The sequence below is a fragment of the Streptomyces sp. NPDC045956 genome (genome assembly GCF_056430705.1).
In genome coordinates, this window is sequence record NZ_JBWKKZ010000001.1 from 19,940 (window position 1) to 41,331 (window position 21,392).

Here is a 21,392-nt window from a genome sequence, read left to right on the forward strand (position 1 = left end):
GTCGCCGGCGCGCGAAGTGACAGCGCCGGCGGCGGCGGTGTGAAGTGACGGTGCGGTGCCCGCGGGTGCCGCACCGGCCGGTGGAAGGGCCGGGCACCCCTGGGTGCCCGGCCCTTCGGCCTGTCCGGGGCCGGGTCCGCTCAGTCGTCGTCTCCGTCGTCGTCCGTGTGCCGCCCGCGGGGGCCGCCCAGCTCCACCGCCGTGCAACGCCAGCGCAGGTCCCGGCCCCGCTCCAGGCGGAAGGCCATGGCGCGGAGCTGGTCACCCGCGCCGATGCGGGCGAAGACCTCCAGCGCGCCCGGCCGGGGCTCGAAGTAGCCGATGTCCCGGACGACGGGGAGGGCGCCGCGGGTGCGCAGGGGGCCGCGTTCGGCGAGGCGGGCCAGCTCGTCGTAGGCGCGCCCGACGGTGTGGCGGAGCATCGAGTGGACGGGGCGCCGGCCGCTGAGCACGTGGAGGAGCAGCTCGGCGAAGTGGTCGGTGGGGCGGAGTTGCGGGACGGGGCGTCGAGGGGTCTGGGCGGGGACGAGAGGCGCCTGCGGGGGCACGGCGGTCCCGCGTACGGCCGGCGCGGCGGGGCCCGTCCCAGGGGCGCCCAGGGCCGCCCGCCGGTTCGTCCCGCCGGCCCGGCCCGGACCGGTCGCGGCGGGGCGCGTGTCCGTCGGCCTCGTACGGGCACGCGCGGCCCTGCCCGGGGAGCCCGGCGGGCGGCCACCGGTCGCCGTGGCCCGCGAGCCGCTGCCGCCGGGCCTGCGGGGCGGGACGCCACCGGACACGCGAGCGGGAGCGCTCGCGGACACCTGGTCCGGTACGAGGGACGCGTGGTCCGGTGCGAGAGACGCGTGGTCCGGTGCGAGAGACGCGTGGTCCGGTACGAGAAGGGACGTGCCGGCCGGGCTGAGCTGGGTCCTGGTCATGACCTTGCGCATGGGGGCTCCCCGTTCGGTGGCCCGGCCGAGGTGATACCGGGCAGTAACTTCGTGGTCGTGGATCTTGTACGGGGTCGCGGGGCGGTACGGCAAGGAGGAGGGAGGCCCGGGGGAGGGGGCCGGGAGATTCACTTATCCGAGTGACCGGAGCCGGGGGAGAGCCCGGGACGACGGGGGTGCGCCGGGTGAGTTCCGGGGACCGGAGTGGACGTGTGGGGCGTCATGTGCGGGAACCCGAAAGGGGACACCCACACGTATCCTGAAGACCTTTCACTCCCGCCCCAGGCCGTTCGGTGCCTCCGGTGGACCCGACCACGAAAGCGGCCGTCACATGCGCGTCTACGTCCCCCTGACCCTCTCCGGTCTCGCCGAGGCGCACAGGTCGGGACAGCTGGAGACCGGACAGCTCGTCGCGTACGCCGTCACGCCGGCGCTGCGCGAGTGGTACCGCACGGACGACATCGAGGAGCTGGAGTACGCCGCCCTGAGCCGGGCCGCGCTGGCCTCGCTGCGGCTGCTGGCGGCCGACGCCGGTGTGCCGCGCCGCCGGGTCGTGGTGGCCGCCGACGTGCCCGACGGCGGCGTCTCGGCCGATGCGGGGCGGGGGGCCGACCCCGCGACGCTGGGCGAGGTGCGGGTCGCGGGGCCGCTGCCGCTGGCCAAGGCGGCCTCCGTGCACGTCGACTCCGCCGACGCGGAGGCGGACGTGACCGCCGCGGCCGACGCCCTCGCGGCGGCGGACGGCGGGGACGACGACGCCCATTTCGTCGTGGACGGCGCGGGGGACCACGAGCTGCTGTGGTACGCCACGCAGGAGATCCCGGCGCTGGTGAGCGAGCGCGGCTGACGCCTGAGCCCGGGCTCGGCCGCGCGGCCGGGCTCCGGCCCCGGAGTGTCCGTCGCCGGGCCTCGCCCCGGTGCGGGCGTACAGCCGGGGTGCCCGGCTGATTGTCAGTGGCGGCGGGTACGTTTTCGGGCATGGGGATGCAGACAGGGGCGCACATCGTCTGGGACTGGAACGGGACGCTGTTCCACGACAACGACGCGATCATCGCGGCGACCAACGCGGCCTTCGCCGAGCTGGGGCTGACACCGATCACGCTGGAGCAGTACCGGACGCTGTACTGCGTGCCGGTGCCGAAGTTCTACGAGCGGCTGATGGGCCGGCTGCCCACCGATGCCGAGTGGCGGGTCATGGACTCGGCCTTCCACCGCCACTACATCGAGCACCGCGTGCGGTGCGGGCTCACCGAGGGCGCGGTGGAACTGCTCGCGGGCTGGCGCTCGGCGGGGCGCAGCCAGTCGATCCTCAGCATGTACGGCCACGACGAGCTGGTCCCGCTGGTGAAGGACTTCGGCATCGAGGCCCACTTCATACGCGTCGACGGGCGGACCGGGCCGTCCGGGGGCAGCAAGGCCGAGCACATGGTGCGGCACCTCGCGGAGCTGGCGCTCGCCGGGGTGGAGCCCGCTCGCACGGTGGTGATCGGGGACGCCGGCGACGACGCGGTGGCCGCGGGGCACGTGGGGGCGCGGGCGGTGCTCTACACCGGGGGGTCGCACAGCCGGGCCAGTCTGGAGGGGTTCGGGGTGCCGGTCGTGGACACGCTGCGGGAAGCCGTGGCGGAGGCGGAGCGGCTGGCGGCGTAGGCGCCGGTCGGCGGGGCGGGGCGGTGCGGGTGCGGCACGTGCCGCGCGCCGGGCGGGCCCCGGCCGCCGACTCGGCGGGACGGCGACGGTGAGGCCCGCGAGGGTGGTGCCGCGGTGGGGGTGACCGGCCCGGGCACCCTGCGATCAGGGGCAGGGGGGCGCAAGGGGCAGGTGTGGCCCGAGCGACCCCGTCAGGCGGCCGCATCTGTGCAGAACGTCAAAGTTTCACCCCTGCTTTTGTACACATACGGCTCGTGACGGGGGCCCGGCGGGGGGCGATAGCCTTGTGGCGTGATCAGCGCGATAGCTCGCGGGGGCACCGGCGCCCCTGCCCTGCGCCCGGTACGCACGGACGACATCCGTGTCCGGGCGGCGGTCGCTGGTCTTCGCGGGCGGGACGGGGCATCGAAGGCCCCCGGTACGGCGCCGCGCACCCCCGGCACGGTGACGGCGAGAGCGACGTCACACCCGACGGGCGCGGCGACATTGGCTGATATGCCCCCGCTCCTCTCATCTTGCGGCATAGCGTCGGACCAGACCGGACACCCCGTGTCCCGACGTCATGCCGGAAGGCAGGAGACCGTACTTCCTTCTACGTCACGCAACGGCGCGCGACAGGAGCCAGAGGACAATGCAGACCAAGCTGGACGAAGCCAAGGCCGAGCTGCTCGAAAGGGCTGCCCGGGTAGCTGAGAACAGCCCGGTCGGGGGGCACCTACCGACTGGGACGACGGACGAGGGCACCCCGGACACCCCGGGCACCCCGGCCCCGGACCACGCATCCGTGTTCGCGTTCCTCCGGCGTTACTACCGGCACACCGCCCCGGAGGACCTGACCGACCGGGACCCGGTCGACGTCTTCGGCGCCGCGGTCTCGCACTACCGGCTGGCGGAGAACCGCCCGCAGGGCACGGCGAACGTCAGGGTGCACACCCCGACGGTCGAGGAGAACGGCTGGACGTGCAGCCACTCCGTCGTCGAGGTCGTCACGGACGACATGCCCTTCCTCGTCGACTCCGTGACGAACGAGCTGACCCGCCAGGGCCGCGGCATCCACGTCGTCGTGCACCCGCTGATCGTGGTCCGCCGCGATGTCGCCGGGAAGCTCGTCGAGGTGCTCAACGGCGGCCCGTCCGACGACCTGCCGCACGACGCCCACGTCGAGTCCTGGATCCACGTCGAGATCGACCGCGAGACCGACCGCGGCGACCTGAAGCAGATCACCGCCGACCTGCTGCGCGTCCTGAACGACGTCCGCGAGACCGTCGAGGACTGGGGCAAGATGCGGGACGCGGCCGTCCGCCTCGCGGAAGGCCTGCCCGCCGAGCCCACGCCCGACGACCTGCCCCCGCGGGAGCTGGAGGAGGCCCGCGAGCTGCTGCGCTGGCTGGCCGACGACCACTTCACCTTCCTCGGCTACCGCGAGTACCAGCTGCGCGGCGACGACTCCCTCGCCGCCGTCGCCGGCACCGGGCTCGGCATCCTGCGCTCCGACCCGCACCACGCGACCGACGAGAGCCACCCGGTCAGCCCGTCCTTCGAGCGGCTCCCGGCCGACGCCCGGGCCAAGGCCCGCGAGCACCGGCTGCTCGTGCTGACCAAGGCCAACAGCCGGGCCACCGTGCACCGGCCGTCGTACCTGGACTACGTCGGCGTCAAGAAGTTCGACGAGCAGGGCAACGTCGTGGGCGAGCGGCGTTTCCTCGGTCTGTTCTCGTCCGCCGCCTACACGGAGTCCGTCCGCCGGGTGCCGGTCGTCCGGCGCAAGGTGGAGGAGGTGCTGGAGCGGGCCGGCTTCTCGCCCAACAGCCACGACGGGCGGGATCTGCTGCAGATCCTGGAGACCTACCCGCGCGACGAGATGTTCCAGATGCCCGTCGAGGAGCTGGAGCCGATCGTCACCTCGGTGCTCTACCTCCAGGAGCGGCGCCGGCTGAGGCTCTACCTGCGGCAGGACGAGTACGGGCGCTACTACTCCGCCCTCGTCTACCTCCCCCGGGACCGCTACACCACCGGGGTGCGGCTGCGGATCATCGACATCCTCAAGGAGGAGCTCGGCGGTACCAGCGTCGACTTCACCGCCTGGAACACCGAGTCGATCCTCTCCCGGCTGCACTTCGTGGTCCGGGTCCCGCAGGGCACCGAGCTGCCGGAGCTGTCCGACGCCGACAAGGAGCGCATCGAGGCCCGCCTCGTCGAGGCCGCCCGCTCCTGGGCCGACGGGTTCGCCGAGGCGCTCAACGCCGAGATGGGCGAGGAGCGCTCCGCCGAGCTGCTGCGCCACTACGGGAGCGCCTTCCCCGAGGGCTACAAGGCGGACCACGGTCCGCGCTCCGCGGTCGCCGACCTCGGCCACCTGGAGCGGCTCGACGAGGACCGGACGTTCGCGCTGAGCCTGTACGAGCCGGTGGGCGCCGCGCCGCAGGAGCGCCGGTTCAAGATCTTCCAGAAGGGCGGCTCGGTCTCCCTGTCCGCCGTGCTGCCGGTGCTCAGCCGGCTCGGCGTCGAGGTCACCGACGAGCGGCCCTACGAGCTGCGCTGCTCGGACCGCACGACGGCCTGGATCTACGACTTCGGCCTGCGCATGCCGAAGGCGGTGGCCGGCGGCGCCGACTACCTCGGCGACGACGCGCGCGAGCGCTTCCAGGACGCCTTCGCCGCGACCTGGACCGGCCAGGCGGAGAACGACGGCTTCAACGCCCTGGTGCTCAGCGCCGGACTGACCTGGCGGCAGGCGATGGTGCTGCGCGCGTACGCCAAGTACCTGCGGCAGGCCGGCTCGACGTTCAGCCAGGACTACATGGAGGACACCCTCCGCAACAACGTCCACACCACGCGGCTGCTCGTCTCCCTGTTCGAGGCGCGGATGGCGCCGGAGCGGCAGCGTGCCGGGCGCGAGATCGTCGACGCCCTGCTCGAAGAGGTCGACGCGGCCCTCGACCAGGTGGCGAGCCTCGACGAGGACCGCATCCTGCGCTCCTTCCTCACCGTCATCAAGGCGACGCTGCGGACCAACTTCTTCCAGGAGGCGGCGGGCGGCAGGCCGCACGAGTACGTCTCCATGAAGTTCGACCCGCAGGCCATCCCGGACCTGCCCGCGCCGCGCCCGGCGTTCGAGATCTGGGTGTACTCGCCGCGGGTCGAGGGCGTGCACCTGCGCTTCGGCAAGGTCGCGCGCGGTGGTCTGCGCTGGTCGGACCGGCGGGAGGACTTCCGCACCGAGATCCTCGGCCTGGTCAAGGCGCAGATGGTGAAGAACACGGTCATCGTGCCGGTCGGCGCCAAGGGCGGCTTCGTCGCCAAGCAGCTGCCCGACCCGAGCGTCGACCGCGACGCCTGGATGGCCGAGGGCATCGCCAGCTACCGGACCTTCATCTCGGCGCTGCTGGACATCACGGACAACATGGTCGCGGGCGAGGTGGTCCCGCCCGCCGACGTCGTCCGGCACGACGAGGACGACACCTACCTCGTCGTCGCCGCCGACAAGGGCACCGCGAAGTTCTCGGACATCGCCAACGAGGTCGCCGAGTCCTACAACTTCTGGCTCGGCGACGCCTTCGCCTCCGGCGGTTCGGCGGGCTACGACCACAAGGGCATGGGCATCACCGCCCGCGGCGCCTGGGAGTCCGTCAAGCGGCACTTCCGGGAGCTGGGCGTGGACACCCAGACCCAGGACTTCACCGTCGTCGGCATCGGCGACATGTCCGGTGACGTCTTCGGCAACGGCATGCTGCTCAGCGAGCACATCCGCCTGGTCGCCGCCTTCGACCACCGGCACATCTTCCTCGACCCGACGCCGGACGCGGCCACCTCGTACGCCGAGCGCCGCCGGCTGTTCGACCTGCCGCGCTCCTCGTGGGAGGACTACGACACCGCGCTGCTCTCGGCGGGCGGCGGGATCTTCCCGCGCACGGCCAAGTCGATCCCGGTCAACGCGCACGTCCGCGAGGCCCTCGGCATCGAGTCCGGGATCACGAAGATGACCCCGGCCGACCTGATGAAGGCGATCCTCTCGGCGCCGGTCGACCTGCTGTGGAACGGCGGCATCGGCACGTACGTCAAGGCGTCCACCGAGTCCAACGGCGACGTCGGCGACAAGGGCAACGACGCCATCCGTGTCGACGGCAGGGACCTGCGGGTCCAGGTCGTCGGCGAGGGCGGCAACCTGGGCCTGACCCAGCTGGGCCGGATCGAGTTCGCGGTGCACGGCGGCCGGATCAACACCGACGCCATCGACAACAGCGCGGGCGTGGACACCTCCGACCACGAGGTGAACATCAAGATCCTGCTCAACGGTCTCGTCAAGGACGGCGACATGACCGTCAAGCAGCGCAACAAGCTGCTCGCCGAGATGACCGACGAGGTCGGCGCCCTGGTCCTGCGCAACAACTACGCGCAGAACACGGCGATCGCCAACGCCCTGGCGCAGTCCAAGGACATGCTCCACGCCCAGCAGCGCTTCATGCGCCACCTGGTCCGCGAGGGCCACCTCAACCGGGCCCTGGAGTTCCTGCCCACCGACCGCCAGATCCGCGAGCGGCTGAGCGCCGGGCAGGGTCTGTCCGGCCCGGAGACGGCCGTGCTGCTGGCGTACACGAAGATCACGGTCGCCGAGGAGCTGCTGCACACCACGCTGCCCGACGACCCGTACCTCAAGGGCCTGCTGCACGCCTACTTCCCCAAGGCGCTGCGCGAGCAGTTCCCGGACCGGATCGACGGCCACCCGCTGCGCCGGGAGATCACGACGACCGTCCTGGTCAACGACACGGTCAACACGGGCGGTACGACGTACCTGCACCGGATGCGCGAGGAGACCGGTGCGTCGCTCGAGGAGATCGTGCGGGCGCAGACCGCGGCCCGGGCGATCTTCCGCTCCTCCCCGGTGTGGGACGCGGTGGAGGCCCTGGACAACACGGTCGAGGCCGGGGTCCAGACCCGTATCCGGCTGCACTCGCGCCGGCTGGTCGAGCGCGGCACCCGCTGGCTGCTCAACAACCGGCCGCAGCCGCTGGAGCTGGCGGAGACGGTGGACTTCTTCGCCGAGCGCGTCGAGCAGGTCTGGTCGCAGCTGCCGAAGCTGCTGCGCGGCGCGGACGCCGAGTGGTACCAGCACATCTACGACGAGCTGACCGCCGCCGGTGTGCCGGACGAGCCGGCGACGCGGGTGGCCGGGTTCTCCTCGGCCTTCCCGACGCTGGACATCGTGTCGGTGGCCGACCGCATGGGCAAGGAGCCGCTGGACGTCGCCGAGGTGTACTACGACCTCGCCGACCGGCTCAGCGTCACCCAGCTCATGGACCGGATCAGCGACCTGCCGCGCAACGACCGCTGGCAGTCCATGGCCCGTGCGGCGATCCGCGAGGACCTGTACGCGGCGCACGCGGCGCTGACCGCGGACGTGCTGGCGGTGGGCAACGGCACGTCGACGCCCGAGCAGCGGTTCAAGGCGTGGGAGCAGAAGAACGCGGCGATCCTCGGCCGGGCCCGCACCACGCTGGAGGAGATCCACGGCTCGGACGCCTTCGACCTGTCCAACCTGTCGGTGGCGATGCGGACGATGCGGACGCTGCTGCGCACGCATTCCTGACGGCGTGATCGTCCGGACGGCGTGATCGTCCTGACGGTACGGCCGTCCGGCCGTTCGAACGGAAGGACCGTCCGAGGTGCCCCGGGCCGACACGGCCCGGGGCACCTTCGCGTCGAGAGGGGGCTCGCCGGGAGTCCGCGCCGGCCCGCGCCCGGCTATGCGGGACCCGTGCCCGCCGGGTCGGCGGCGTCCCGGGGCGGCTCGGTGTAGAGGATCTCCCGGGCCTGCTCCGCGGCACGGGCGATGCTCTCGCCGATGAACTCCATGAAGCGGGCGACGTTCTCCAGTCGGGCGGCGGCGGGGCTGCCGGGGCCGAGCAGGTCGACGCCCTGGCGCGCCATCTCGGCGAACCGGGTGTTGTTCCGGGCGCTGGCGATCATCGCGTCGTACCAGACGCCGTTGTCCACGGTGTAGTGCTCGCGGCGGCGCTCGTCGCGTTCCCGGCCTATCAGGCCCTGGGCCTCCAGGAAGGCGACCGCCTTGGAGACGGACGCCGGGCTGATCTCGAGACGCTGGACCAGTTCGGCGGCGGTGAGGCTGCCGGCGTCGGTGGTGAGCAGGCAGGTCAGCACGCGGGCCGTCATCCGGGGCAGGCCCGACTGCATGAAGTGGACGGTGAACGTCTCCTCGTACTCCCGCACCGCCTCGGCGTCCCGCCCGGGGGCCTGCGGGGCGTCCTCGGGTCCGCGCGGGGCCGCCTGCCTGCGCCGGTGGGCACGGCGCTCGGTGGCGTGGTGGGCGAGGTCGGCGCGGTAGGCGGTCGGCCCGCCGTTGCGCATCACCTCACGCGTGACCGTCGACGTGGGGCGGTCGAGGCCTCTGGCGATCTCCGCGTAGGCGAGCCCGTCGGCCAGTCCCAGCGCGATCTGCCGCCGTTCCTGCTGGGTGAGTCTGCCTCCCGGCACCGGGGGCCTCCCTTCCTCTTCGTCAACTCCCCCAGCATAGCGTTCAGTTTCCTGCTATTGCAACGAAGGTGGAGGTGACGTTGCGTTAGATCTCTATCAGTTGCAACGAATAGTGGCCTCTGAACTGCGATTATCTAGTTCCAATGCAACAAAGGCGTTGAGCGATCCGTGAATGCAACGTAGCGTTCGTGATGTCAGAAAGCAGCGAGCAGCCAGGAGGACACCATGCCGAAGTTCGACACCACCGCCCCCGTCTCCGCCGTTCTCGACCTCCCCGCGGGACACATCCGGTTCATCGCCGCGGACCGTGCCGACACCACCGTCGAGATCCTCCCGGCGAACGCGGCCAAGGGCGGCGACGTGAAGGCTGCGGAGCGGATCGCCGTCGAGTACCACGAAGGCGTCCTGCGGATCGAGGCCGCATCGGAGAAGAACCGGCTCCTCGGCGACTCCGGCGCCGTCGAGGTGACCGTCCAGCTGCCCACCGGCTCCCGGGTCGAGGCGAAGGCCGCCGCCGGGGAGTTCCGGGGCGTCGGCCGGTTCGGCGACGTGACCCTCGAACTGGCGCAGGGCTCGGTCAAGCTCGACGAGGCCGAGAGCGCCCGCGTCACCCTCCTCGACGGCGACGTCTCGGTCCGCCGGCTGCGCGGTGCCGCGCGGATCAGCACCCAGAAGGGCGACATCACCATCGCCGAGGCGCTGGGCGGCGAGGTCGTGCTGCGCACCGAGTCCGGTGACGTGTCCGTGGTCGCCGCCCGCGGCGTCTGCACCGCCCTGGACGCCGGCACCGGCTACGGCCGGATCGACAACGCGCTGCGCAACACCGACGGCACCGCCGACCTGACCGTCCACGCCACCACCGCGTACGGCGACATCGCCGCCCGCAGCCTCTGAGGAGCCCTCACCATGACCCACCTGGCGATCGCGGCGAACGGGCTGCGCAAGTCCTACGGCGACAGGACCGTGCTCGACGGCATCGACCTGGCCGTCCCCGAAGGAACGATCTTCTCCCTGCTCGGCCCGAACGGCGCCGGCAAGACCACCGCCGTGAAGATCCTCTCCACCCTCGTCTCCGCCGACCCGGGCACCGGCGGCATCCACGTCGGAGGCCACGACCTGGCCGCCGAGCCACAGGCGGTCCGGGCCGCGATCGGGGTCACCGGGCAGTTCTCCGCGGTGGACGGTCTGATCACCGGCGAGGAGAACATGCTCCTGATGGCCGACCTGCACCACCTGTCCAGGGCGGAGGGCCGTCGGGTGACCGCCGAGCTGCTGGAGCGGTTCGACCTGGCGGAGGCGGCGAAGAAGCCGGCCTCGACCTACTCCGGCGGCATGAAGCGCCGCCTGGACATCGCGATGACCCTGGTGGGAAGCCCGCGGATCATCTTCCTCGACGAGCCGACCACCGGCCTGGACCCGCGCAGCCGCCACACCATGTGGGGCATCATCCGCGAGCTGGTCACGGGCGGGGTGACGGTCTTCCTCACCACCCAGTATCTGGAGGAGGCCGACCAGCTCGCCGACCGCATCGCCGTGCTCCACGACGGCGGGATCGCAGCGGAGGGCAGCGCCGAGGAGCTGAAGCGGCTCGTCCCCGGTGGCCACGTCCGCCTGCGCTTCACCGACCCCGCCGCCTACCGGAGCGCCGCCCTCGCCCTGGAAGGGGTCACCCGCGACGACGAAGCCCTCGCCCTGCAACTCCCCAACGACGGCAGCCAGCGCGCGCTGCGTGCCGTCCTCGACCGGCTCGACGCGGCCGGCGTCGAGGCCGACGAGCTGACCGTGCACACCCCCGACCTCGACGACGTGTTCTTCGCCTTGACGGACACCGCCGCGCGGTCCGCCCTGCCCCGCCCCGCCGACCAGCCCGAGGAGACCGCACGATGAGCACCCCCACCGCGCCCGCCCGCCCGAGCCGGATGTCCCTCGCCGTGCGCGACTCGTCCACGATGCTGCGCCGCAACCTCCTGCACGCCCGGCGCTATCCGTCCCTCACCCTGAACCTGCTGCTCACGCCGATCATGCTGTTGCTGCTCTTCGTGTACATCTTCGGCGACGCGATGAGCGCGGGCATCGGCGGCGGCGGCCCGGACCGCTCCGCGTACATCGCGTACGTCGTCCCGGGCCTGCTGCTGATGACCATCGGCTCCACCGTGATCGGCACCGCGGTCTCCGTGGCCGGCGACATGAACGAGGGCATCATCGCCCGCTTCCGTACCATGGCGATCCACCGCCCCTCGGTGCTCGTCGGGCACGTGGTCGGCAGTGTGCTCCAGTCGGTCCTGAGTGTGGTCCTGGTGGGGATCGTGGGCGTGGCCATCGGCTTCCGCTCCACGGACGCCACCGCCCTGGAGTGGCTCGCGGCCTTCGGACTGCTCGTGCTCTTCGCCACGGCGCTCACCTGGATCGCTGTCGGCATGGGCCTGGTCAGCCCGAACGTCGAGGCGGCCAGCAACAACGCGATGCCGCTGATCCTGCTGCCGCTCCTGTCCAGCGCCTTCACCCCGGTCGACTCCATGCCGGGCTGGTTCCAGCCGGTCGCCGAGTACCAGCCCTTCACGCCGGCCATCGAGACCCTGCGGGGCCTGCTGCTCGGCACCGAGATCGGCCACAACGGCTGGCTCGCCGTCGCCTGGTGCCTGGGCCTCACGCTCCTCGGCTACTTCTGGTCGACCGCGACGTTCAACCGCGACCCGAAGTAGCCGGCATGCCGGCGCGGGCCCACCCGCAACGCGTTCCGCCCCGGGGCGGCGTCCTCCGACACCGAGTCGGCAGACGCCGCCCCGTTCCGCGTGGACGGCCCTCGCGCACGCACGGCATCCCCACCCCCGGCGGAGAACGGGACATTACGGATAAAGTGACGGCGTGATGGAGCGCCCCGGGACGACGCGTGCCGTACCGCCACGCACGGTCGCCGCCCCAGGAGCGGCCACCGTCGGCGCGGTCGCCGCCCTCCTCCTCCTGCTGCTGCTCCTGGTGGTCGTCCGGCTGCCCTGGGCCGGTGACCTGGGCATGCACGCGGCCACCCTGCAACGCCTGCGGCACAGCCTGCTCGACCCCGGCAACCCCCTGGTCGACGCGGACACCCCGAGCCCGTACTACTCGCCCTGGACGGTTCTGCTGGGCTGCGTGGCGCGGGTGACCGGGGTCTCCGTCTTCGTCGTGCTGCGGCTCGGGGCGCTGGTGGCGCTCGGGCTGCTGGCGACCGGGGTGTGGCGGTACGTCCGCACGCTGAGCGCCCGCCCGGCCGCACCGCCGCTCGCCCTGCTGTGCCTGGTGCTGCTGTGGGGGACGGCCCAGTTCGGCTGGAGCGGCTTCCTCGGGCTCACCTCCCTCGCCCTGACGGTGTCGTACCCGAGCGTCTTCGCGCTCGGCCTCGCCTTCCACCTCTGGGCCTGGCTGGCCCGGGCGGTGCGCGGGAGCGGGGAGCGGCCGGCGGGGTGGGGGGTCCTGGCCGGGCTCGGGGTGCTGTGGGCGGTGGTCCTGCTGGTGCACCAGTTCTCCGGGATCGTCGCCTCCCTGGGTGCCCTCGCCGTCGTGGGGGCGGCGCGGGCCGGGTGGAGGGTGTGGGGGCGGCTGGTCGCGGGGCTGCTGGTGGGGGCGGTGGTGCTGTGGCTCTGGCCGTACTACGACTTCTACGCGCTGCTCGGTGCCGGCGACGGGATGGACGCGGTGCACCGGTCGCTCTACCGGGACCTCCTCGGGCGGTACTGGCTGGCCCTGCCGGGGGTGGCGGCGCTGGGGGTGCGGTGGCGGCGCGACCGGCGGGACACCCTGGTGCTGTTCTTCCTGCTGGGCGCGGTCGTGTTCGCGGCGGGCGGGGTGAGCGGGCACTGGTCCTGGGGACGGGTGCTGCCCGCCGCGCTGATCCCGGCGCAGGTCGCGGTGGCGCTGGAGGTGGTGGAGCCGGGGCGGCGGGCGGTGCGGGCCGGGTGGGCGTGCGTGCTGGCCGCGGCGCTGGCGGTGGGGGCCTGGGGGCAGGCGGGGACGCTCGCGTACGTGGTCGACCGGGAGGCCCTGCCGGGCGCGGTCGCGGGGAAGTCGCCGAAGCCGTGGCCGGGATACCACTGGATCACGCCGTGGGTGGGCTACGGGGACGTGGTCATGGCGCGGCGGCTCCCGGCGCGGCAGATCCCGGCGTACGGGGCGTACACGGTGGCTCCCGGCTATCCCGACTTCTTCCTGCGGGACGAGGACGCCCGGACGGCGGCGGTGCGGACGTACTTCGCGCCGGACACGGCGGCGGGGACGCGGCGCGACATCCTGCGGGAGTACGGCGTGCGGTGGGTGGTGGACCGGGACGCGGGGCCCCGCGGGGCCGAGGGGCTGCGGGCGGTGGCCCGGGGGCCGGGCGGGCAGGTGCTGTACGCGGTCGCGGACTGAACGGCGGCCCGGGCGGCGGCCGCGCGCAGAGCGCGACCTGTGTCCCGCCCGCCCGGTGCGGGGGTCAGCGCAGGACCGCGGCCGCCAGGCGGGCCGCCCGTCTCACGCGGGGCGTCGCCAGGCGGCGTACGGCCGGACGGACGACGGCGGCCGTGCTGCCCACGGGCTGCCAGCGGATCTGCAGGCGGCCCGGGTCGTGACCCTCCGGTTCCGCGGTGACCCGGTGGGGAGTGGTGCCCCCGTGGTACGGGACGCGGGCGGTCAGGGGCGGGAAGGACAGCGGAGCCAGGAGCACGCCCGTGTGGGTCCGGCCCTGTCCCCGGAGGCGGAGCACGGGGTGGCGGACGCCCTCGAAGCCCTGCACGGGCAGGCGCGCCGACGCCAGGTCCAGGCGCACGCGGCCCTCGAAGACGCCGGGGCGGACGGGGGAGAGGCGGAAGGCGACCGTGAGCCGGCGGCGTCCGGGGGCGAGGTGGAGGGTGGCGCGCTGGGGGCCGACCGGGAGGCGCAGCGCGGGGTCGTACGTGCGGACCGTCAGGTCGACCGAGGCGCCGGGCCCCCGCGCGACCTCCGTGATCTCGTGGCGGAACAGAGCGGTGAAGAACGGGCGGGTGTCCAGGTCCAGGTCCGTCAGGTCCAGTTCCCGGCGGGCCGGTGCGGAGCGCGGGACCTCCCCGCCCCAGTAGGTACGGCCGTCCGCCGGGTCCGTGGTGGTCCGGCGCGGGGCGACGGCGTGGCCGAGACCGCGGGCCGCCTCCCGGACGTCGTCGAGGCGGCGGTCGCGGACCAGCTGGAGCACGACGCGTTCGGCGCGGGGCAGACGGGCGAAGGCGCCCGGCGCCAGGGTGTCGAGGTACGGGGCCATGAGGTCCGCGAAGGACGCCAGCCACGCGTCGTCCCGGTACGGCAGGTCACCGGCGTACATCCGGAAGTCGTGCTTGAGGAACTTGAAGTCCTTGTCCTCGCGCAGCGACCCGTGCCCGCTCCCGGCCAGGAACGCGTCGATCAGGCGCTGCACGTGCACGCGGTCCCGGACGTTGCTCAGCTTGTGCCGCTGGTTGGAGATGGAGGCGGCCTCGGAGGCGGCGTACGGGGCGACGTACCAGCGGTAGACCGGGTCCGGGACGACGGTGAACGCCCTGGCCAGGCAGTACGCCTGCGCGGAGAAGAGCTGGTCCTCGTAGTGGATGCCCTCCGGGAAGCGCAGGCCGTGCCGGTCGAGGAAGGCCCGGGCGTACATCTTGCTGGTGGCCAGGTGCTCGAAGAGCAGCCGCGGGTCGGCCTCGATGCCGTCGAGCGTGCGGCGCTCGGCGACCAGGTGCGGCATCCACGTCGTACGGCGTCCGTTGTCCACGCGCACCCGGTGCACCGCGCCCATCGCGAAGTCGAGGTCGCGTTCCCGGTGGGCGGCGAGCAGCACCTCGACGGCGCGCTCGGGCAGCTCGTCGTCGCTGTCCAGGAACATCAGGTACGGCGCCCGCGCGATCTCCAGGGCGCGGTTGCGCGGCGCGCTGCAACCGCCGCTGTTCTCGGGCAGGCGGAGGTACACGACGCGGGGGTCGCGTGCCGCCAGCCGCCGCGCCACGTCCGGGGTCGCGTCCGTCGAGTGGTCGTCGCTGATGACGACCTCGAGGTCGGTGTGGGTCTGGCGCAGGACGGACGCGACCGCGCGGGGCAGGCGTGCGGCGTCGTTGTGGACGATGACCGTGACGGTGACGTCCGGCGTGGTCACGGCCGTGCTCCTGGCCGGGCTCTGGACCGTGGTCATGACGCGGTCGCCTCCTCGGGGCTCGGGGCCGGGGTGCGCTCCTCGATCGGCAGTACGGGCGGCAGCGTCCGTTCGTCCTCCCCGAGGAAGACCCGGCGGACGACGCGCTCGGCGGCGCGGCCGTCGTCGTACTCGCAGAACCGGCGCCGGAAGGCGGTCCGCGTCTTCGCCGCGCGCTCGTCGTGCCAGGCGTCCGTGGTGAGGATGTCCGCCAGCTCCCGCTGGGTGCGGGCGACCGGGCCCGGGGCCTCGGCCGTCAGGTCGAAGTAGACGCCGCGGGTGGTGCGGTACGTCTCCCAGTCGTCGGCGTGGATCACGATCGGGCGGTCGAGGTTGGCGTAGTCGAACATGATCGACGAGTAGTCCGTCACCAGCGCGTCGGCCGCCAGGCACAGCTCCTCGACGGGGTCGTAGGAGGAGACGTCGATGATCCGGCCGGCGCGGCGCAGACCGGCCAGCGGGGAGGAGGGGGAGGCGGCGGTCTCGTAGAAGTAGTGGGCCCGCACCAGAAGAATCGTTTCCTCACCGAGTTGGTCGGCGAGCGCGGCGAGGTCCAGGCGCGGCGTCCAGCCGGCCTCGTAGTCGCGGTGGGTCGGGGCGTACAGCACCGCCCGGCGGCCGGGCGCGATGCCGAGGCGCTCGCGGACCGCCCGGACCTCGGCGGCACCGGCGCGGTAGTAGACGTCGTTGCGCGGGTAGCCGTGGTCGAGGGAGACGTGCCGGGAGGGGTAGGCCCGCTGCCACATGCGGGTCGAGTGGCTGTTGGCGGAGACGCTGAAGTCCCACTTGTCGACGCGCTCCAACAGCGCCTGGAAGTCCAGGCCCCGGGCGGCGGCCGGGTACGGCAGCTGGTCCAGGCCCATGCGCTTGAGCGGCGTGCCGTGGTGGGTCTGGAGGTGGACGGTGCCGGGGCGCTTGACGACCGCGTCCGGGAAGTTGACGTTGTTGACCAGGTACTTGGCCCGCGCCAGCACCTCCCAGTAGCGGCGGGTGCCGGGCACGACGTGGTCGGTGCCGGGCGGCAGCAGGGCGGCGCCCGCCGCGGTGACCACCCACACCGGGTGGACGCCGGGGGCGAGCCGGGCCAGCTCGGCGGCTATCGCGGCCGGGTTGCAGGCCACGCCGCGGGCCCAGTAAGCGGAGAAGACGGCGAGGTGGGGATCGACCGGCTCGGCCAGCGCCCGGCGGTACTGGGCCGTGCGCAGCAGCGTGCCGGCCCGGCGCCTGCCGGAGCGGACGGCGGAACGCACCCTGCGGCGCGTGCGGTTGGCGGCCTGGAGCGCGCGGTACTCCGTGCAGGCGTCCTCCTCCAGCAGCGACCGGCGCAGGCCTTCGAGGCCGGGTGGGCGCCGGTGGCCGTCGGGGCGGCGGTGCCGGGCGGCCAGGGAGGCCCGCCGGAAGAACTCCCGCGCGACGCCGTCCGGCATCCCGGCGCGGGCGAAGGTGCGCAGGCAGTCGCCGACCATCAGGTCGTACAGGACGGCGTAGGCGGCCGGGCGGTCGGCGGCCAGGTCCAGGAGGCTCTCGTAGCGCTCGACCAGCGCGTGCCGCCGCTCGGGCGGGACGGGGGGCAGGCTCTCGCGGCGCAGCGCGCGGACCTCGTAGGCGGCGTGGGGAAGGCAGGCGACGCGGTCGGCGAGCAGCAGGGCCGCATACGCGGCGAACGGTTCGTCGTCGGTGGTCAGGAGCCGTTCGCGCGCCCGCCAGAAGCCGGCGCGCACGGCGCGGTTGCCGAGCAGCGGGGCCAGCCCGAGCAGCGCCGCGCGGTCGTCGAGGGCCAGGTCGGCGCCGCCGGCCCGGGCCAGGCGGGGGCCGTCGGGGGAGGGCAGGCCGGAGGTCCGCCAGCTGCTGCGGACGTGGTCGAAGAGCAGGACGTCCACGGTGTCCGGGAGGCTCGCCGCGTGGGCGGCGAGGGTGCGCGGGGCGCCGGCGGGCAGCCCGTCCTTGGCGTGGACGAAGTGCAGCCACCGGCCGGCGGCCCGCGCCGCTCCCGCCGCGCGGGCCGCGGCGTCACCGGCCCCGTCCGGCAGCGGGAGCACGGTGAACGCGGGCGCGTGCTCCTCGGCCGCCTCCCGGGCCCAGTCCCCGACGGCGGCGACGATCACCTCGACGCCGCCGTCGGGCGGCTGGGCGGCCAGGGGTCCGAGGAGCGCGGGCAGGTGGTCCTGGACGTTGGGGCCGTACACGACGACGCTGAGTTCAGGGGTCTCGGGCATCGCGGGGACTCCTTCGCCTTCGTCGCTCCCGGCCTGCTCCTGGCTGCTCGGCCTATTGGGTCATAGTGGCACCAAACGGGCGACAGGGTGAGTCGGGAGTGCGCCTGACGGGCGAAGGGCGACCGGCGCCGGGACGTTCAGGCGGCCGTCTTCGCCCCGGGGGCCGGCTTCGGTGCCGCCTCGGGGGCGGGCTTGGACGCGGGCTTGGGTTTCGCCGCCTTGTCCGGGCCGCCGGTGAACTTCTCGTACTCCTTCAGCACCTCGTCCGTCGGGCCGTCCATCCGCAGCTCGCCGCGCTCCAGCCACAGCACCCGGTCGCAGGTGTCGCGGATGGACTTGTTGCTGTGGCTGACCAGGAACACCGTGCCGGCGTGCTTGCGCAGCTCCCGGATGCGCTCCTCGGACCGCTTCTGGAAGGCGCGGTCGCCGGTGGCCAGCGCCTCGTCGACGAGGAGGACGTCGTGGTCCTTGGCGGCGGCGATGGAGAAGCGCAGCCGGGCCGCCATGCCGGAGGAGTACGTGCGCATCGGCAGGGTGATGAAGTCGCCCTTGTCGTTGATCCCGGAGAAGTCGACGATCTCCTGGTACCGCTCCCTGATCTGGGCCCGGGACATGCCCATGGCCAGACCGCCGAGGTGGACGTTGCGCTCTCCGGTGAGGTCGTTCATCAGGGCCGCGTTGACGCCGAGGAGCGAGGGCTGGCCGTCGGTGTAGATACGGCCGTTCTCCACCGGGAGCAGCCCGGCGACCGCCTTGAGCAGCGTCGACTTGCCGGAGCCGTTGGTGCCGATCAGACCGATGGCCTCGCCCCGGTACGCCACGAAGGACACGTTCCGCACGGCGTGCACCCGGCGCACGCCCGCGGCCTTCTCGGCCTTGCCGCGGCGCAGGATGCGGTTGAGGGCGGCGGTCGCGGAGCCGCGGCCCGCGCCGGTGCCGTTGACCCGGTAGACGATGTCGACGCCGTCGGCGATGACGGTGGGGACGCGCTCGCCCGCCTGTTCGGTGATGCCGGTGTTGTCAGCCACGACCGTACGTCTCCTCGGCCTTCCAGAAGTAGATGAAGCCGCCGATCCCGGCGACCAGGGCCCAGCCCAGGGCCAGCGCCCACACGTGGTCCGGCAGCATGCCGCCGCCGAAGCTGTCGATCAGCGCGAAGCGCATCAGGTCGATGTAGACGACGGCCGGGTTGACCTGGAGGAGCGGCCCGACCCACGAGGGCAGGCCGCTGTCCGGGCCGGTCATGTGATGGATGCTGAACATCACGCCCGAGCCGTACATCCAGGTCCGCAGCAGGAACGGCATCAGCTGCGCCATGTCCGGGATCTTGGAGCCGACCCGGGCCATCACCAGTGCCACGCCCGCGTTGAACACGAACTGCAGCACCAGCGCGGGGACCGCCAGCACCCAGGACGCGGTGGGCGGCACACCGAAGGCGAGCAGGATCACGACCAGGGCCGCCATCGAGAACAGCAGCTGCTGGAGCTGCTGGAGGCAGAAGGAGACCGGGAGCGCCGCCCGCGGGAAGTGCAGGGCGCGCACCAGGCCGAGGTTGCCGGAGACGGCCTTGGTGCCCGCCATGATCGAGCTCTGCGTGAACGTCCACACGAACACGCCGGTCACCAGGAACGGGACGAAGTCCTCCACGCCCTGCCTGGTGTCCATCAGGACGCCGAAGATGAAGTAGTACACCGCCGCGTTGAGCAGGGGCGTCATCACCTGCCAGAGCTGGCCCAGCTTGGCCTGGCTGTACTGGGCGGTGAGCTTGGCGGTGGCGAAGGCGCCGATGAAGTGCCGGCGCGCCCACAACTGGCGGACGTACGCGGGCAGTGAGGGGCGGGCGCCGCTGACCGACAGCCCGTGGCGGGCGGCGAGGGCCGCGAGGTCGTGGTCGCCGGTGGGCGCGGCCGGGGCCGGTGCGGGGGCCGGTGTCGGGGGCGGTGTGTGGAGGGCCTGGCTCACATCCGCTGCTTTCGCTCGGAGGGGGGGAGGGGGCGGCGCCCGGCGTTCACCCGAGTGACCTCGTGCGTTCACTTACGTCGGGACGGGACCGTATCGTCGTGACGTGAGCGTAGGGCGTGGCGGCGTCGGAACGCAACCGTTCCGTCGTGACGCCCCTATGCTTGGCTCGCATGACGACCAACGCCGACGAGCCGCAGCCGCAGTCGCGCCCGCGCCGCCGCCGGGCCCCCGCCGGGGCGGCGGTGCTGCGCGAGGACGTGACGGAGGCGATCCGGGCGGCGGTCTTCGAGGAGCTGGCGGCGGTCGGCTACGCGCGGATGTCCATCGAGGGGATCGCGCGCCGCGCGGGGGTCGGCAAGACGGCGGTGTACCGGCGCTGGCGCTCCAAGCTGCACCTGGTGCTCGACATCGTCTCCGCGCTCGCCGTCCAGGGCCTGCCCGCGCCCGACACCGGGTCGCTGGAGGGCGACCTGCGGCTGCTGTACGAGGTGACCTCGCGGGCGCTGCGCCACCCGGTGGCCTCGCAGATCATCCCCGACCTCCAGGCGGAGGCGGCCCGCAATCCCGACATCGCCGAGGCCCTGCAGAAGGCCCTGCGCGAGGGGCAGGACGGCGTAGCCAGCAGGATCCTCGCCGCTGCCGGGGAGCGCGGCGAGGTGAGCCCCGGCCTCGACACCGACCTGGCCCTCGACCTGATCTCGGGCCCGCTGTACTGGCGCTCGGTGGTCATCCGCAGCCCGAAGCTGCCCAAGGGCTACCTGGGCGCGCTGGCGCGGGCCACGGCGGAGGGCCTCAAGGCGCTGTGAGCGCGGTCGCCTCCGGGTGAGGCCCCGCTCCGGTCCGGGGTGCGGGGAGCGGGGCGGGCGGGCGTCCCCCCGGGTGGCTTCTCTGCCGGTGCGGCTGCCGGCTTTCCCCGGCCGGGGTAGCTCCGGCGGGGCCGTGAGGGGCGCCCGGGGCGGGCCCGGGTGCCGCGTGGACGGGGTGGTCCGACCCCGGTTCAGTCCCGCGCGGCCCCCGGATGCAGCCGCACCCAGCCCGCCCACGCCGACGAGATCATGTCCTCGACGTCGTGCTTGGCCTTCCAGTCCAGCTCGACGGCGGCGCGGTCGGCCGAGGCGACGACCCGGGCCGGGTCGCCGGGGCGGCGCGGGGTGACCGTCGGGGGCTGGTCGTGGCCGGTGAGGGCGTTGATGCGGTCGATTATCTCGCGGACGGAGACGCCCTCGCCCCGCCCGATGTTGAGGGTGAGGGAGCGGCCCGGCGAGGCGGCCAGGGCGCGGGCCGCGGCGACGTGGGCCTCGGCCAGGTCGACCACGTGGATGTAGTCGCGGACGCAGGTGCCGTCCGGCGTCGCGTAGTCGTCGCCGAAGACGCGCGGGGCGGCGCCCTCGGTGAGCTTCTCGAAGACCATCGGGACGAGGTTGTAGACGCCGGTGTCGGCGAGTTCCGGGCTCGCCGCGCCCGCCACGTTGAAGTAGCGCAGCGAGGCCGTGGACAGGCCCGCCGCCCGCCCGGTCGCCCGGACCAGCCACTCACCCGCCAGCTTGGTCTCGCCGTACGGGGACATGGGCAGGCACGGCGTCTCCTCAGTCACCAGGTCGACGTCGGGCATGCCGTACACGGCCGCGGAGGAGGAGAAGACGAAGGACGCGACACCGGCCGCCGTGACCGCCTCCAGCAGGACGCGCAGACCCTCCACGTTCTCCCGGTAGTAGTGCAGCGGCAGGTCCACCGACTCGCCGACCTGCTTCTTCGCCGCGAGGTGCACGACCCCGGTGACGGAGTGGTCGGTGAGGGCGCGCGCGACCCGTTCGCCGTCCAGGACCGAGCCCACCACCAGGGGGACGCCGTCGGGCACGCGCTCGGCGATGCCGGTGGACAAGTCGTCGTACACGACCGCCCGCTCGCCCGCCTCGGTCATCGCCCGTACGACGTGCGCCCCGATGTAGCCGGCGCCGCCGGTGATCAGCCAGGTCATTGCGGCCGTCCCCT

At 73.3% G+C, this 21,392-nt stretch carries 15 protein-coding genes; 8 read left to right on the top strand and 7 right to left on the bottom strand.

The features are described from left to right. Window positions 1-140: 140 nt before the first annotated feature. Entirely contained in the window at window positions 141-929 is a 789-nt protein-coding gene (locus AC07FV_RS00085) for an Rv3235 family protein (RefSeq protein ID WP_479083535.1), read from the bottom strand. A gap of 331 nt (window positions 930-1,260) precedes the next feature. On the opposite strand from AC07FV_RS00085, the gene AC07FV_RS00090 reads away from it, so the two are divergent. The 3 genes from AC07FV_RS00090 to AC07FV_RS00100 all read left to right on the top strand — a co-directional run bounded on the left by AC07FV_RS00090 (window position 1,261) and on the right by AC07FV_RS00100 (window position 8,166). Beyond that, window positions 1,261-1,776 carry a DUF6912 family protein gene (locus AC07FV_RS00090; RefSeq protein WP_479083536.1) on the top strand — a complete coding sequence of 172 codons (516 nt, stop codon included), beginning with the start codon at window positions 1,261-1,263 and terminating at the stop codon, window positions 1,774-1,776. Between the two features lie 131 nt (window positions 1,777-1,907). Further along, window positions 1,908-2,579 (top strand): HAD family hydrolase, encoded by a 672-nt coding sequence (locus AC07FV_RS00095; protein ID WP_479083538.1) that lies wholly within the window; start codon window positions 1,908-1,910, stop codon window positions 2,577-2,579. Window positions 2,580-3,210: 631 nt separating this feature from the next. After that, entirely contained in the window at window positions 3,211-8,166 is a 4,956-nt protein-coding gene (locus AC07FV_RS00100) for an NAD-glutamate dehydrogenase (protein WP_479083539.1), read from the top strand. Between the two features lie 155 nt (window positions 8,167-8,321). Here AC07FV_RS00100 and AC07FV_RS00105 read toward each other — a convergent pair whose 3' ends face one another. After that, window positions 8,322-9,071, bottom strand: coding sequence for a GbsR/MarR family transcriptional regulator (locus AC07FV_RS00105; RefSeq protein WP_479083540.1), 750 nt, complete (start codon window positions 9,069-9,071; stop codon window positions 8,322-8,324). A 225-nt stretch (window positions 9,072-9,296) separates the two neighbouring features. On the opposite strand from AC07FV_RS00105, the gene AC07FV_RS00110 reads away from it, so the two are divergent. The 4 genes from AC07FV_RS00110 (at window position 9,297) to AC07FV_RS00125 (ending at window position 13,454) form a co-directional block, all read left to right on the top strand. After that, window positions 9,297-9,965, top strand: coding sequence for a DUF4097 family beta strand repeat-containing protein (locus AC07FV_RS00110; RefSeq protein ID WP_479083541.1), 669 nt, complete (start codon window positions 9,297-9,299; stop codon window positions 9,963-9,965). Window positions 9,966-9,977: 12 nt separating this feature from the next. Further along, window positions 9,978-10,958, top strand: a complete 981-nt coding sequence (locus AC07FV_RS00115; RefSeq protein WP_479083542.1) for an ATP-binding cassette domain-containing protein — start codon at window positions 9,978-9,980, stop codon at window positions 10,956-10,958. Next, window positions 10,955-11,773: an ABC transporter permease gene (locus tag AC07FV_RS00120; RefSeq protein ID WP_479083543.1), complete on the top strand. Its 819-nt coding sequence runs from the start codon at window positions 10,955-10,957 to the stop codon at window positions 11,771-11,773. The genes AC07FV_RS00115 and AC07FV_RS00120 overlap by 4 nt, the downstream gene beginning before the upstream one ends. A 166-nt stretch (window positions 11,774-11,939) precedes the next feature. Beyond that, window positions 11,940-13,454, top strand: coding sequence for a hypothetical protein (locus AC07FV_RS00125; protein WP_479084854.1), 1,515 nt, complete (start codon window positions 11,940-11,942; stop codon window positions 13,452-13,454). Window positions 13,455-13,518: 64 nt separating this feature from the next. Here the strand turns inward: AC07FV_RS00125 and AC07FV_RS00130 are convergent, their stop codons facing one another. The 4 genes from AC07FV_RS00130 to AC07FV_RS00145 all read right to left on the bottom strand — a co-directional run bounded on the left by AC07FV_RS00130 (window position 13,519) and on the right by AC07FV_RS00145 (window position 19,400). Further along, window positions 13,519-15,222, bottom strand: a complete 1,704-nt coding sequence (locus AC07FV_RS00130; RefSeq protein ID WP_479083544.1) for a glycosyltransferase family 2 protein — start codon at window positions 15,220-15,222, stop codon at window positions 13,519-13,521. Further along, complete coding sequence (locus AC07FV_RS00135; protein WP_479083545.1) at window positions 15,219-17,438, bottom strand: CDP-glycerol glycerophosphotransferase family protein; 2,220 nt, start codon at window positions 17,436-17,438, stop codon at window positions 15,219-15,221. The genes AC07FV_RS00130 and AC07FV_RS00135 overlap by 4 nt, the downstream gene beginning before the upstream one ends. A gap of 137 nt (window positions 17,439-17,575) precedes the next feature. Next, window positions 17,576-18,466: an ABC transporter ATP-binding protein gene (locus tag AC07FV_RS00140; RefSeq protein WP_479083546.1), complete on the bottom strand. Its 891-nt coding sequence runs from the start codon at window positions 18,464-18,466 to the stop codon at window positions 17,576-17,578. After that, window positions 18,459-19,400 carry an ABC transporter permease gene (locus AC07FV_RS00145; protein ID WP_479083548.1) on the bottom strand — a complete coding sequence of 314 codons (942 nt, stop codon included), beginning with the start codon at window positions 19,398-19,400 and terminating at the stop codon, window positions 18,459-18,461. Before AC07FV_RS00145 ends, AC07FV_RS00140 begins: the two co-directional genes overlap by 8 nt. Before the next feature lie 170 nt (window positions 19,401-19,570). Here AC07FV_RS00145 and AC07FV_RS00150 point away from each other — a divergent pair, with 170 nt between their 5' ends. Next, window positions 19,571-20,206, top strand: a complete 636-nt coding sequence (locus AC07FV_RS00150) for a TetR/AcrR family transcriptional regulator (RefSeq protein ID WP_479083549.1) — start codon at window positions 19,571-19,573, stop codon at window positions 20,204-20,206. Window positions 20,207-20,397: 191 nt separating this feature from the next. On the opposite strand, the gene galE is transcribed toward AC07FV_RS00150, so the two are convergent. Next, window positions 20,398-21,378, bottom strand: a complete 981-nt coding sequence (gene galE, locus AC07FV_RS00155) for a UDP-glucose 4-epimerase GalE (RefSeq protein WP_479083551.1) — start codon at window positions 21,376-21,378, stop codon at window positions 20,398-20,400. Window positions 21,379-21,392: the final 14 nt, after the last annotated feature.